The sequence below is a fragment of the Deltaproteobacteria bacterium genome, assembly GCA_016219225.1.
Classification (GTDB): Bacteria; Desulfobacterota; RBG-13-43-22; order RBG-13-43-22; family RBG-13-43-22; genus RBG-13-43-22.
This window is the reverse complement of sequence record JACRBX010000349.1, coordinates 1-13,565: the sequence shown is the minus strand read 5'-3', so window position 1 is coordinate 13,565 and position 13,565 is coordinate 1. Positions and strand designations below refer to the sequence as shown.

The following is a 13,565-nucleotide window of genomic DNA, read 5'->3' as shown; positions in this document are numbered from 1 at the left end:
TATGGCTATTTGGGAATCTGTTGGAATATTTTAAGCGGTTACACCGGAATGTTATCATTAGGACATGGCGCCCTGGCCGGGATTTGTGCCTACGTTTCGGTAAGCCTCTTTATTAAGATGGGAATAACCCCCTGGATCGGAATGTTCATAGGGGCCGTTTTTACCGCCCTGATCGGAATGGGGATAACCTATCTGGCGGCACGATATGGGTTGAAAAGCATGTATTTTGCCCTTCTGACCTTATCCTTTTCAGAAATAATAAGACTATTAACCCTCCACTGGGAATTTGTCGGGGGGGCCTCCGGGTTATTAATTCCCATGACCAAAAGTTCAATTGGCAATTTTCAATTTTCGGAAAAGTTTATGTACTATTATGTTATTTTGACCATGGTGCTATCGGTTGTTTTTATCAGCACCAAATTGGTGAGGTCTAAAATCGGCTATTACTTATTAGCCATCAAGGAAAACGAGGATGCGGCCGAAACAGTGGGCGTGCATACGAGTAAATATAAGGTGATCGCCTCAGGGATCAGCGCCTTCCTGACAGGGTTTGGGGGAGTTTTCTATGCACAATATTTGATGTATATCTCGCCCGATATCAATTTGTCCTTAAATTTTTCCATAGAAATCGTATCGGGGGTAATTATCGGAGGCATTGGAACGATTTTCGGTCCCTTGGTAGGCGCCTGTATCCTGCAACTGATCTCCGAAATTTTCCGCGTCTTTTTGGGACAAATGGGATCCGTTCATCTGATTGCTTATGGACTGATGTTGATGCTGGTGATCATATTCCTGCCCAAGGGGATCGTCGGCGCCATAGAAAAATGGTGAATCAGTTCTGTGGACTATGTCAAAACTCGTCATTCCCGCGCAGAGCCTGTCCTCGAATGCCTTAATCGGGGACGGGAATCCAGACCAGGAGTACCCAATTATAGACACTGGATTCCCGTTTCTACGGGAATGACGGAGTTGGGATCTCCCGGATTTTTTACGAACTCATCAATTCTAATTTAATGAGAAAGGAAAAGATGCTGGAAGTAACTGATGTAACAAAAAGTTTTGGGGGAATGACGGCGATCTATGGCCTTTCCTTCCAAGTTGAAAATAATCAGATTATTAGCATCATCGGACCCAATGGAGCGGGAAAAACGACGCTTTTTAACCTCATTTCAGGATATTTGCATCCGACTTCGGGGAAAATATTTTTTAAGGGAGAAAATATTACCAACTGGCGTCCCAGCGGGATATGTAAAAAAGGATTAACACGCACTTTCCAAATAGTCCAACCCTTTATGAATTTGAATATTCTTCAAAATGTAATCATCGGCGCCTTGAACTGGGCACCCACCCTATCCGAAGCCAAAGATTATTCCCTACAGATCCTTGAAAAAGTCAAGCTCATTGACCGAAGGGACCATCTGGCCAACACCCTGACCTTGGCCGGTAAAAAAAGATTGGAACTGGCCCGGGCCATAGCGACCAAACCCACCCTTTTGATGCTTGATGAAGTCATGGCCGGCCTGAATAAGGTGGAAGGCAGCCAACTGATGGATCTTATAGAAAAAATTCATACAGAACAAAAAATGACTATTTTATTCATTGAGCATATTCTAAACATCGTCATGCAGTTGTCGAACAAAATTATCGTTTTGAACCACGGGTCAAAAATTGCCGAAGGGACGCCTAATGAAATCGCCCAGGACGAAAGAACCATTGAAGCCTACTTGGGGAGAAAAAGATTATGATGACATTAAATAATATCGAGGTCGGCTATGGAGAAATGCAGGTTCTCTTTGGCGTATCGTTGGAAGTCAACGAAAAAGAGATTGTTGCCCTGATTGGTTCTAACGGAGCAGGCAAAACCACCACCTTATCGGCCATCTCCGGAATGGCGCGGCCCCGAAACGGCCAAATTACATTTTGTGGAGAGAGAATCGACAGGCTGTCTCCTCATAAGATCGTCCAACTGGGTATTGCCCAGGTTCCGGAAGGGCGAAGGATTTTTCATTCTCTGACGGTTTTGGAAAATCTTGAGATAGGGGCTTTTATCAAAAAATCCAAAGCGGAGAGGGAAAAAACACTCGATTTTGTATTAGAGCTCTTCCCGGTTTTGAAGGCCAGGGGGGGACAGAGAGGCGGGACTTTATCGGGAGGCGAACAGCAGATGCTGGCTATCGGCCGGGCACTGATGGCCAATCCCAGAATTTTGATGCTGGATGAGCCTTCATTAGGATTGGCTCCGCTGGTTGTTGACGAAATATACCGGATTATCGAAAGTCTGAATGCCTCCGGCGTTACCATTTTGTTGGTGGAGCAAAACGTGGTCCAAGCCTTGGAACTTTCACACAGAGCCTATGTTTATGAAAATGGCCGTGTCTTTTTACAAGGCCCGAGTCAGGAGTTGTTGAAAAACCCGGATATTAAACGGGCCTATATTGGAATGGATTAGAGGAGGTTGATCATGGATTTTACTATTACTGAAGAGCAGGAGATGTTGCGGGCGACGATCAGAAAATTCGTCGACAAAGAATGCCCACGAGTCTTTCAGCGGGAAATAGATGAAAAAGAGGAATTCCCCCATCGCTTATGGGATAAATTGGGCGGATTGGGCATGCTGGGGCTGATCATCGAGGAAAAATACGGGGGGATGGGCGGTAATGTGATGGATATGGTCCTGGCAGTTGAGGAATTGGCTAAGGGGATGTTCGTGCTCGGGGATGCCTTCTTTCAATTTAATTGTTTTGGACCGACCACCATAAGGTATTTCGGTAATGAAAAGCAAAAGGAAGCCTACCTTCCGAAGTTGGCCGGGGGCGATATTAAAATATGCCTGGGGGTAACGGAAAGCCATAGCGGTACCGATGCCCTGGGGTTAAAAACGAAGGCTGAGGAAAAGGAGGATCATTATCTTATTAACGGTTCAAAGATGTTTACTACGGGGGCGCACATCAGTGATTATATCATGCTCATGGCCAGGACGACCAAGGAAGTCCAGAAGAAGTCTTATGGCATATCCATCTTCATGGTCGATTTGAAGACCAAGGGCATAACGATTAACAGGATTAAAAAGGTGGGGTTAAAAGCCCTGGGCACCTGCGAAATTTTTTTTGAAGACGTCATGGTTCCTAAAGAAAATCTGATGGGCGAAAGAGATAAAGGCTGGTATCACCTTTTGGACACCCTCAACAATGAAAGGATCGTCATTGCCGCCCTCTGTTCCGGCGGTGCTCAGGCGGCCCTCAATGACGCCGTTCAATATGCCAAGGAGCGGATTGTTTTTAGCAGGCCGATAGGCCAATTTCAGGCCATCCAGCATTATCTGGCCGACATGTTTACTAAAATCGAACTGGCCCGTCTGATGATCTATAAGGCGGCCTGGCTTCAATCTAACGGGTTACCCTGCGCCATAGAGGCCAACATGGCCAAACTGGCTGCCTCTGAGGCCTTCTTATACGCGACAGCAAAAGGGATGGAGATTCTTGCCGGGTATGGATTCACGATGGAATACGACATGCAACGTTATTGGCGGGACTCCAAGCTATTTGAATTTGCCCCCATTACGAATGAAATGGTACGCAACTTTTTGGCCGAGAAGCTTGGTTTGCCCAGATCGTATTGATCATTGGTGATTTGCATGGCTTTAAAATGAAAAGACGGTTTAAGGTACAAGGTTCAGGGTTTTTCAGGTTTGAGATTTACAGCTTGCAGCTCGAAATCCTATTTTTCGCATTAAACCTTCGCGCTCCTTTTGCGCTGAGGCACCTCGAATCATAAAAATGGGTTTTTCCCAACCTTGAACCATGAACCATGAACCTTGAACCATTCGTGGTTCTCCATAGGGCATGAGAGCATAATTATAATTCGGGAGGGAACAAAGGATGAAGATTAATCCTAATATAAAATACTTTGAAGACTTTTCTCTTGGCGAAACATTTCAGACCGACGGCATAACTATTGATCAGGGTGACATTATCCAATTTGCCGGCTTCTCCGGTGATTACAATCCCCTTCATACCAATGAGGAGTTTGCCAAAACGACCCCCTTTGGCGGGAGGATTGCCCACGGTCTTGTAACCGTTTCCAAGATGACCGGGAAGTTCAATCAACTCGGGTACTGGGATGGGTCGGTAATGGCCCTGCTCGAAACCGGATGGACTTTTTTTCTGCCTGTCCGGGCCAATGATACTATTTATTCGAAGCTGACCGTAACCGGGATGCAAGAATCAAAGAGCAGGGATAAAGGCGTCATAACGATCAAATTTGAGGTGATGAACCAGAAAGAAAAAAAAGTGATTGAAGGCTTCCTGAGACTGATGATGCGAAAGTCCGATTATCAAAAGGAAGCGATGTGAGCAATCAACCTTCAGCTTTTAGCTTACTGATCGCTGACTGCTGAAGGCCCTTTCCGGAAATCCGGGATTTCCGGAGAGCATTACAGGGGTCCGCTCTGGGGTCGGCCAACCTCAGGGCGGCGTAAGAAATAAAAAAAGCGGCTGGTAAGGAGCCCTACCCTCCTGCCATGCCGCTTTTTTATTTGCCCCTGGTTGTTTAATTCGAAAATACGGTTCAGGGTCAAGGTTCAAGGTCCGGAAAATCAAGTTCGGAGTAAACAAATTTCTTGTTTCGAGATGCCCTGGGGCATGAGGGGTTAGTGCGAAAAATGGGGTCGGGGGTCAGTTTAAAAATAAAGTTGCAAGATGCAAGTTTCAAGTGAAAAAAACCTGGATTCGAGGTTTCAAAGGGGAGGGAGGTATGAGGGCTTATTAAAAAACCAAAAGGCAAGCAGGAGTAAGAATAAGGGGAAGGGGGGTGGTTTTCAGGGAAAAATCAAAAAAAGCTGTTTGAGTATTCAAGTTTGGCATTCGGGTTGTTTAAAAGTTTTTAATCAGTCGGAAAGGAAAGGAAAAAAATGATGAAAAAATCAGGAATACTTGCTTTAGTGGTAGTTCTATTAGTCGCTTTGGCCATGACGGCTCAGGCCTTCACGGTCGAAGGGGCCAAAGGTGAAAAGATGTATATCGGGGGTTTATTCTTGACCGATTTCGGGTACTGGAATCGAGATAAAAATTTGACGGGCGTGGATGATCAAACGCAGTTTATTACTGCCGTACCCAATCATTCCCGTGTAAGGGGATCCCTGGAAGTCGGGAAAGTCGGCGGCTACTGGGAACTGGGTAACGGCGGAGAAGTCATGGCCACCAACGGCGTTGGGGCAGGGGTCACCAACTATATCGAGACCCGCAAATTATACGGTTGGTACCGGTTCGGCAACTGCGAAATCCTGGCCGGTAAAAACGATGGGTACGTATACACCCTGAGTCCCTATCAAAACATCGGGTTAAATAATGGCGCCCATGTTGGCGGCTTTGGCTGGGGAAGTATTTATGATTCCCGGAACCCGCAAGTGCGGTTCACCCAGAATGTTTCCAAGGCTTTCGGATATGCCATTACCTTGCTGCAGCCTAATGTTTATGTCGACCAAACCCGGACCTCCTATGCGACCTTGCCGGCAGTGGCCGCCAAATTAATGATGAACTTCGGGGTGATCAGCCTCTTTCCGGCTGGTTTATACCAGCAGGTCAAATGGGATAAAATGCCCGGCGGGTTTGACGATACCATGACCTCCTGGTTGGCTGTACTGCCGGTGAAGGTGACTGCCGGTGGTTTTGTCGGAGTAGTTCAAGCCGGCTACGGCCAGAACTTAAGCGGGGTCCTAGCCCTGCAAAGCAGTTTTCATTCCTATCTGAGGGATTCGACCGGGAAGGTCAAAAATACCACTGGGTTGAATGGGTTTGTGGATCTTTCCTACAACATCGGTTCAGTCACCCCCCATATCTATTTTGGTTATGATAAAGCCAGCAACAGCGATGTCTGGAAAACCGGGGATGACAACGTTACCCGGACCATGGTTGGTATAGGCATTAGCTGTAAGGTCGCCGACAGCTTCTATGTGGTCCCGGAATTCACGATGTATGATTACGGCAAGAAGCCCAATGACGCCGCCAAACCCGACTTCGGCAAGGAATGGCTGGGCGGGGTTCAGTTCCAGTTTGTTTTTTAATTTATCTTAAAACAGGTTCTATTCAGCCTCTGGAGGGGCAACCCTCCAGAGAGAGAATGGAAAATGGGACAAAAACTGAAAGAGTGATCAGTTCTTGAAGAATCTTCAGTTGGCCGAGATTCATGACCGTATAGCCGATGCGGTTGGCCGGGACCTGGATCAGGTATTCCAGCAGGGCGATTCCCCAACTGGCCAGGGCGGCCAGGTACCAGGGCTTGCTGCTCAGATTTTTAAGATGGGCATACCAGGCAAAAGTCATAAAAAGGTTGGAAAAAGTCAACAACAGCGCTCTTAATGATAATAGTCATGCCGGAAACTTATAGTCCTCCTTAAGGGGAATCAGACGGGCTGATTTATAAAAGGACCGGCCCGGGATGTCAAGCAAAAAAATGACAAAAAGCTGGAAACAGGAAGGCTGTCTCAGGCCATCGGCAGCCAGTCAATAAGAATAGGTCACAGCAGTCCCAAAGGAAAATTTTTCGGAATACTGCCCTTCAATATTCCAATGGAATCCCCGGCCCAGGGGCAGGTAAATCCCGCCAAATCCCCCTATGTTTGTCCGGTTATGAATCCTGAAGTTCCCTGTATCAGAAGTCAGACCGGGGACGGTCTGGGACAAGGATACCGTGGCTTCCGAATAACAGGCATAGGGACCGGCATAGAGTTTCAGACCATGAGGAATCGCGACTTGAAAGCCAAGGCCGAAATTCACCTCCCAAAACCGGCTCACTTTGAGTTCCCTTTGAAGGGGAGCGCCATTAGAGGTCCCGGAAACATGATCGGTGAAATCCCGGAAAGAGGTGGCGCCCTGGAAAAAGGCCCCAATCCCGAAGAGATCGTTGAAAGGATAGAACCCCTTAGCTCCCATCGTCCCGAATCCATTCCAGTTATCTTCAAAATCATTTTTAGAAGTCACCGTCGAAACCAGGGTGGAACGGAAGGCATCGGAGATTTTCAAGTCGGCTATCCCGATTCGCCCGAATATTTCCCAATTTTTTTTCCCATAACCCAACTGGGAATAAATTTGATTTTGTCTGATCACCTGTCCTTTCCCGTTCGTGTATTCATCCTGGTAGCGCCAATGGCCGATAGCCGTAGCTAATCCCCCTTCTTCTTTGGAAAGGGGCCGGGGCGGGCCGAACGGTCCGCCGGCGGCCGCCGTTCCCTGGATGGTAAAAAGTATGAAAGCCCATACCCCAATCACTTTAAGCCCATTCATCAGGAATCGCCCTTTCCTCATGGATTCACCTCTCCCACAGCATAAGCATCATAAGCAACGAAGGTCAGGCCGGTCAGGCCGACAGGCTTTCCTTTCAACCTATCGCACTCCCGCCGGTCTGGCGGGCTCGGCTTTTTCTTTCCCCGCTTCGACCTTCTTCAGCCGGTATTGCCTATAGGCATCGCGCAGCGCCACATAGGGATCAATAGCCGCCTCCAGGAAAGATTCATAGTCTCCGAGCCTCAGGGAGATATCGTTCACTTCTTTGTACCCCCGGACTCCTATGGAATCGTACCAGGGGGAGATATAACTGACGGGATCCAGGAAATAGTCACCGACCATGCCGATCGAATCCCGTGCGCTGGAGGGTCCAAGTACTGGCCAGACCAGGTAGAAACCCTGGCCCACCCCGTAGACCCCCAAGGTTTGCCCAAAGTCCGCCTCCTTTTTGGGAATATCCAGTTGCTGGCTTGAAGAAGGGTCCAATAAACCCCCCACGCCCCACAGAGTGTTCACCGCGAAGCGCCCAAATTCCGTGGCGGCACCCTGGAAGTCCGCCTGAAGGAGGGAACTGACAAAACGGATCGGGAATCCGAGATTAGTGAAGAAATTCTTGACACTTTTCCGTGCCGGCTCGGGGACCACTTTATTATATCCTTGGGCCAGGGGCCTGAACAGCCAGAAGTACAGTTTGTTGTTAAATTGGAACATGGCCCGATTGAAGGGCTCCAGCGGGTCGGCAATCGATGCCTCCGTTTCCTCTTCCGCCACCTCTTCCTCCTGGAGGCTGTTTCTGTCTTCGGCGTTCTCTTTCCCGTCTTTCACCGCCTCTTCGGAAGAGGATTTCAAAGGTTCCGGAGGGGCGGCCATCGGTTTGGCCTCTTCCCCCTCTGCTTCCTGCCGTGCCTGGCGGTTTTCCTGGTTATCACTAGTTCCGCTTTCCGGTGTCCAGGACCTCTTCGGAGATTTCAGGGATATCCGTTCCGCATCGGAAGACGCCATGAGCAGCGGGGTCTGCGGGGGGACAGCGGCGGAGGAAGGGGACCAATCAGGGGAAGGGCTGTGGGCGCAGCTTGAGACGGCAAAAGCCAATAAAGCCAGGAATAAGAGTCGTTTCATGGTTTGAATCTCTATTCTTTGAGGTTCTGTTGGCCCTTCACCTTTTTTTGTAAAATCTCGAGCAGTTGATCCGGGGTATGGTTAGCCAGGATGGCGTTGAACTGGCTGCGATAGTTTTGGACCAGGCTGACATTCTCCACGACGACATCATAGACTTTCCAGGTGTTGTCCTTTAAAATCACCCGGTAGAGAATGGGGATTTCCTTTGATGAGGTGACGATTTTTGTGTAAACCTCGGATTGATTTTTGGAGAGCAGGCTTTCTTTGAAAAAAACAATTTTTTCGTTGGTATAAGAAAGGATCTTATCGATGTAAGCCTTTTCCAGTACCTGTCGATAAAGCCGGACGAACTCCTGCTGCTGAGCGGGACTCAATTTGCCCCAGTTCCGCGCCAGCGTCCGTCTGGCCAGTTCGACTTCATCGAACATCTGTCCATAGATAACCCGGAGCTTTTCTTTTTTTATCTCTTCCTTGATATTTTTTTCGCGCAATATCTCGAGAACCTGGTTGACATTCGTTTCGATGGTGTTGAGCGGCGGACCGGCATCGGAGGGAAGGGTAAAAAGAAAGAGGATGAAGGTGCTCAATAAAACGAATAGTTTGATCATGGTTTGCCTTTCCCAATCTGGTTGTTTTCCTCCGGGTTCTTGACTCCTCCGAAGACATACTTGCCGATGATATCCCCAATGTCCACGACCGGCTGCGTTTCGATAATGGTTCCCCCGGGGTTAAGGGGTTTTTCCGCGCCCCCCGGGTCGATATTGATATACTTGTCACCAATCAGCCCTTCGGTTTTAATGGTCGCAATGGCATCGCCGTAGACTGCGACGCCTTTCTTGACCCCCATTTCCACCAGCGCCATCTGGGCTTTCTGATCCAAGGTGATTCGGTCAACCCGCCCGATCTCGATACCCATCATATCCACGGGGCTACCGACCCGCAGGCCGTTCACGTTGCTGAATTTAGCGTAAAGGGGGTAGGTTTTTTGGCCCAGGAAGGAGACGTGCCCCAGCTTTACGGTCATATAGGCGATACAGACCAGCCCGATAACCACAAAGAGGCCGGCCATGGTTTCCATGGCATACTTTTTCACTGGCTTATTCCTCCCCGGGGCACTTGAACCGGCCTATTTCTCTTTGCCGGTTCTTGGCCGACTCTATAAGGGTTTCCATTTCCACATCGGGCCGGCCCTGCACAAACCCGCAGCGGATCATGAATTCGGCGTGGGACTCCGAAGGCGGCTGCCGGTAGGCTTCGGCCCAGATTTCTCGAACCCCCTGTTTCTGGAAATCCTCGATAAATTCTCTCAGAAGAGCCTCGGTTTCCTCCAGGTCGCAAAGGGGGACCACGGCCACGATTTCATTCTGGTGGAGGCGGGTGGAAAATCCTCCGATGGCCCCGAAGTGTTTATTGATAAAAGCCCCCAGGGACCGTATGGCCCCCTGACAGGCTTCATGGCCTAAACCATTGATGATGTCTTCCAGCTTCTCCAGGGTAAACACCCCGATACAGTACGTGTCTTCCAAGGACCGGCGTTTCAACTGGGTATGATACAGAGCCTTAAACTGCCGCTTTGAATACAGGCCGGTCAGTTCCTCCTGCAGCCCTTCGAGGCTGTGGATGACTTCCTCTTTAAAAGGGTGTTCGAAACTTTCCAATTCCTCGGGAGTCCCCTGAAAAACAACGGTCCGATTGTACAGAGCGAGAATGCGATTGGAGATGAAATAGACGTTGGGAATCTCGTGGCTGACCAGGACGGCGGTAAAGTTGAATTTCCGCTGGTACTCGGCAATCATGCTCAGGATCGCATTTTTGCGGACCGGGTCCTGACCGGTGGTGGGTTCGTCAAAGAGGACGACGCGAGGGTCGGTTACCAAGGCCCTGGCCAGGGCGGCCCGCTTTTGCATACCGCCGGAAAGTTCCGAAGGGTACTTATGGACCCCGTCTCCAAGTTCGGTCTGTTCGATTCTGGCCATGACCCGCCGGTGGATTTCGGCTTTTCCCAGGTTCGTCGTTTCCCGGAGCGGAAGGGCGATGTTTTCATAGACGGTCATCGAATCGAAAAGGGCGTTGTCCTGGAACATGTAACTGATCTGGGCCAGTTGAGCGGCTTTTTCTTTCTTGGTCATCTGGTCAAGGGGCTTGCCCCGAAAAAAAATGGTCCCTTCATCGGGTTGGATCAGCCCGATGAAGTGCTTGAGGAGCACGCTTTTGCCGGCCCCGCTGAGGCCGATGATCGTCGTCACTTCTCCCTCATAGATCTTCAGGTTTACCCGGTCAAGGACCATTCGTAAATCGAAGCGTTTGCAGACGTCTTTAAATTCAATCAAAGGATTGTCCATGGGCCTCCTAAATCAGGAGCGAAGTCACCACGTAATCGGCCACCAGGATGAGCACGCAGGAAAACACCACCGCCGAGGTGGTTGAGAAACCGACGGCCTTGGCCCCATGGCTATCCCGGCGCAGGTGAGCGAAATATCCCTGGTAGCAGCAAATAGTGGAGACGATCACGGCAAAAACCATGGCCTTGATAAACCCATCGGTGACATCCTTCCAATTCACGCTGGCCTGAACGCGGTAGAAGTAGGTGCCGCTGTTTACCCCGAGAATCATTACGCCAGTGATATAACCGCCCAGGATGCCGATGAGGTCGAATATGGCGGTGAGAAGGGGAAAGCTGATCACCGAAGCGGTAATCCTCGGGCTGACGAGATACTTGACCGGATCGATGCCCATGGTTCCCAGGGCGTCGATCTGCTCGGAAATCCGCTGGATGCCGATTTCGGCGGTAATGGCCGAACCGGCCCTGGCCGTGATCATAATCGCCGTACGAACCGGTCCTAACTCCCTGATCAGGGAGAGGGCGACCAGTGTGCCGAGCGATCCCTGGGCGCCGAATTTGACCAAGGCGTGGAAAGATTGAAGGCTTAAAACCATACCCGTGAACAAGCCGACCAGAAGGATGATCAATGTGGACGAGGCCCCGATGTCATAGACCTGCTGGAAGATCTTGGGAAGCTGCTTGGGCCGGAAGATCATCCCCAGGGCCAATAAGAGGAAAATGGCCCCGGCGCCCACATTGTTGACCCAGCGGATCGCTCCTCGGCCGATAACCATAAAGGGCCGGGTCAATAAAGGTCGGCGGGATTGTTCGCCGTCGCTCTCGAAAATACCGAGTCCGTGTCCGCTTTCCGTATGGCGTTGTTCAAAGACCATATTTTCATGATCCGTGGCGCCCGGCAGGGGCATGAGGGTTTATTAAGAATTTTTCTGAAATAATAACAGATTAAAATAAGCCGGCAGAGAGGTCAATAAAGTCAAACCCGTATTTTTTGAAAAATTAACAGTATATTCCGCATAGGAAAATGCTTTATTCGAATGGTTCCCTAACCTCGAAGGCAAAGATTGGAACAGAACCATTGTGGACTACCGAATGGTCTTAACCGAGAACGGTGGAGATTCTACCGCCGGCGCCTCTGAAGTTTTTCTTGACATATTACGCGAAGCGTAATAGCATGCAAGATATGATTAAGTCTTTTGCTTGCCGAGACACGGAGGCTTTATTCAATGATCGCCAAGTTCGTCGTTTTCAGGCGATAGAACGTCAGTCAAGAAAACGACTGATGGTCTTGCATGCCGCCCCAAATCTCGAAGCCTTAAGACTTAACCCTGGCAACAAATTTCACGCCTTAAGAGGAAATAGAAAAGGCCAATGGGCCATCAGCATCAATGACCAATGGCGGGTTTGTTTTGAATGGCGTGATGGAAACGCCTACCAGGTTCAAATTATTGATTATCACTGAGGTATTATTAGATGGGAAACAACAACATGCTGCCACCTATCCCCCCCGGTGAAATTTTACGGGAAGACTTTATGGATTCTGTCGGACTCAGCATTAACCAATTGGCCAGGAATATTGGGGTACCCCCAAACAGGATCAGCGAAATCGTTAATGGGAAGCGGGCTATTACCGCCGATACGGCCCTCCGGCTACAACGCTATTTTGGAGTCGAGGCTCAGTTTTGGCTCAATCTCCAGTCCGAGTTTGATCTTAGAATCGCTAAACGTCAAAAATGGCTGGACATTGAGCGGCGCATAACTCCGATTAAATATAAGGCCAAAGAACCGTTAGAAAACGCGATACCGGCCTAAATTTTAAAATGAATCTGAACCTTAATTGGATAATTGGGGTCAAACCTTGATTTGTGATTAATGCTTGACAAAGCCTGATACAAGATTTCTAAAGCAACTGCCAAAGGTATTTTTACAAATAAAAAAGAATCGCTACGGCGATTCTTAAAAAACATTCCCCGGTGCGGTGAAGAGGATGGTCGGGAAAGGGAGACCAGATGACTAAGAAGACGCTGGCCATGATGATGGAGTGGCTTCGGCCCGTCGGTATAGGACTGGCCATTTTTTTGGCTTACTATTTCGGCCAGGATGCCGTGGCACGATTTCATATTCTGGGGCCGTTCGTAGTCATGCTCATGTCAGGCACTGTTGCCTTCGAATCGTTGATATTGGGAGAAGTGGCTTCGGAGAAAATCGGCTATGCCCCCCACCGGGCTTATCAAATTCAATCCGGTCTGGCTAATGCGGCCACGGCCCTCACGGGTTTCCTCGTTTATGTGTTGGATTGGGGGCGGTATGCGGAGGCGACCATCGTGACGGCCATGTTGATGTTTTTTACTTTCTCGGCTGCAAATCATGTCGCCACGGCCGTCAGGGAACAGAACCTGAAACCCGTCAATTTACTCCGTCCGGTCATGGCTTTGTTATTGATCGGTTTTCTGCTTCCCCCGATGATCAAAGCGCTGACTCAGTAAAGCATAATAAAATCAAGGAGGGATTATGGGCGAGGTGGTGCATACTTCACGGATCAAGATCGTCAGGGAAACAGGACCGACCCGGCGGGCCATGATTGAGGGATTTTCAGAGCCGGTCTACTACGGCGTTCACGGGGGGATTAAGAAGTTTTATAGGGTCGAGCCTGAAAAGGAGCATGCGGCCACCCTCGATCATATCGTGGCCGCCACGGCCGGGTGAATGATGGGAACACTGGCCACGATGCTGGCCGGAAAAAAGATCCCAACCCCCGAGCACCTGTATTGGGCCGAAGTGGAAGGGGATATTGAGAACGTCAACGGCGTCCTGAAAATTACCAC

17 protein-coding genes are annotated in these 13,565 nt (G+C 49.4%); 10 read left to right on the top strand and 7 right to left on the bottom strand.

All coding sequences use genetic code 11. The features are described 5' to 3' along the window. The 6 genes from HY879_28065 to HY879_28040 all read left to right on the top strand — a co-directional run. The coding region (locus tag HY879_28065) for a branched-chain amino acid ABC transporter permease (protein MBI5607206.1) at window positions 1-831 on the top strand (831 nt) is incomplete at its 5' end. 197 nt (window positions 832-1,028) lie between these two features. After that, window positions 1,029-1,745, top strand: coding sequence for an ABC transporter ATP-binding protein (locus HY879_28060; GenBank protein ID MBI5607205.1), 717 nt, complete (start codon window positions 1,029-1,031; stop codon window positions 1,743-1,745). Further along, window positions 1,742-2,449, top strand: a complete 708-nt coding sequence (locus HY879_28055) for an ABC transporter ATP-binding protein (protein ID MBI5607204.1) — start codon at window positions 1,742-1,744, stop codon at window positions 2,447-2,449. Before HY879_28060 ends, HY879_28055 begins: the two co-directional genes overlap by 4 nt. A gap of 12 nt (window positions 2,450-2,461) precedes the next feature. Next, window positions 2,462-3,619 (top strand): acyl-CoA/acyl-ACP dehydrogenase, encoded by a 1,158-nt coding sequence (locus HY879_28050; protein ID MBI5607203.1) that lies wholly within the window; start codon window positions 2,462-2,464, stop codon window positions 3,617-3,619. Window positions 3,620-3,878: 259 nt separating this feature from the next. Continuing rightward, window positions 3,879-4,352, top strand: coding sequence for a MaoC family dehydratase N-terminal domain-containing protein (locus tag HY879_28045; protein ID MBI5607202.1), 474 nt, complete (start codon window positions 3,879-3,881; stop codon window positions 4,350-4,352). A 557-nt stretch (window positions 4,353-4,909) separates the two neighbouring features. Beyond that, entirely contained in the window at window positions 4,910-6,061 is a 1,152-nt protein-coding gene (locus HY879_28040; GenBank protein ID MBI5607201.1) for a hypothetical protein, read from the top strand. A gap of 22 nt (window positions 6,062-6,083) precedes the next feature. Here the strand turns inward: HY879_28040 and HY879_28035 are convergent, their stop codons facing one another. The 7 genes from HY879_28035 to HY879_28005 form a co-directional block, all read right to left on the bottom strand. Beyond that, a complete protein-coding gene (locus tag HY879_28035) occupies window positions 6,084-6,320 on the bottom strand; it encodes a DMT family protein (protein ID MBI5607200.1) in 237 nt (78 codons plus the stop codon). A gap of 180 nt (window positions 6,321-6,500) precedes the next feature. Continuing rightward, a complete protein-coding gene (locus HY879_28030) occupies window positions 6,501-7,280 on the bottom strand; it encodes a hypothetical protein (GenBank protein ID MBI5607199.1) in 780 nt (259 codons plus the stop codon). A gap of 99 nt (window positions 7,281-7,379) precedes the next feature. Next, window positions 7,380-8,399 carry a VacJ family lipoprotein gene (locus HY879_28025; protein ID MBI5607198.1) on the bottom strand — a complete coding sequence of 340 codons (1,020 nt, stop codon included), beginning with the start codon at window positions 8,397-8,399 and terminating at the stop codon, window positions 7,380-7,382. Between the two features lie 11 nt (window positions 8,400-8,410). Beyond that, a complete protein-coding gene (locus tag HY879_28020; protein ID MBI5607197.1) occupies window positions 8,411-9,007 on the bottom strand; it encodes an ABC transporter substrate-binding protein in 597 nt (198 codons plus the stop codon). After that, complete coding sequence (mlaD, locus tag HY879_28015; protein ID MBI5607196.1) at window positions 9,004-9,492, bottom strand: outer membrane lipid asymmetry maintenance protein MlaD; 489 nt, start codon at window positions 9,490-9,492, stop codon at window positions 9,004-9,006. Before mlaD ends, HY879_28020 begins: the two co-directional genes overlap by 4 nt. 4 nt (window positions 9,493-9,496) lie before the next feature. Continuing rightward, window positions 9,497-10,741, bottom strand: coding sequence for an ATP-binding cassette domain-containing protein (locus HY879_28010; protein ID MBI5607195.1), 1,245 nt, complete (start codon window positions 10,739-10,741; stop codon window positions 9,497-9,499). Between the two features lie 7 nt (window positions 10,742-10,748). Then, window positions 10,749-11,516, bottom strand: coding sequence for an ABC transporter permease (locus HY879_28005; GenBank protein MBI5607194.1), 768 nt, complete (start codon window positions 11,514-11,516; stop codon window positions 10,749-10,751). A 407-nt stretch (window positions 11,517-11,923) separates the two neighbouring features. Here HY879_28005 and HY879_28000 point away from each other — a divergent pair, with 407 nt between their 5' ends. The 4 genes from HY879_28000 to HY879_27985 all read left to right on the top strand — a co-directional run bounded on the left by HY879_28000 (window position 11,924) and on the right by HY879_27985 (window position 13,446). Continuing rightward, on the top strand, window positions 11,924-12,202 hold the full coding sequence (locus HY879_28000; GenBank protein MBI5607193.1) for a type II toxin-antitoxin system RelE/ParE family toxin: 279 nt from the start codon (window positions 11,924-11,926) through the stop codon (window positions 12,200-12,202). Between the two features lie 11 nt (window positions 12,203-12,213). Next, on the top strand, window positions 12,214-12,552 hold the full coding sequence (locus HY879_27995; protein ID MBI5607192.1) for a HigA family addiction module antidote protein: 339 nt from the start codon (window positions 12,214-12,216) through the stop codon (window positions 12,550-12,552). Between the two features lie 197 nt (window positions 12,553-12,749). Then, window positions 12,750-13,226 (top strand): hypothetical protein, encoded by a 477-nt coding sequence (locus tag HY879_27990; protein ID MBI5607191.1) that lies wholly within the window; start codon window positions 12,750-12,752, stop codon window positions 13,224-13,226. Between the two features lie 25 nt (window positions 13,227-13,251). Next, complete coding sequence (locus HY879_27985; protein ID MBI5607190.1) at window positions 13,252-13,446, top strand: hypothetical protein; 195 nt, start codon at window positions 13,252-13,254, stop codon at window positions 13,444-13,446. Window positions 13,447-13,565 lie beyond the last annotated feature (119 nt).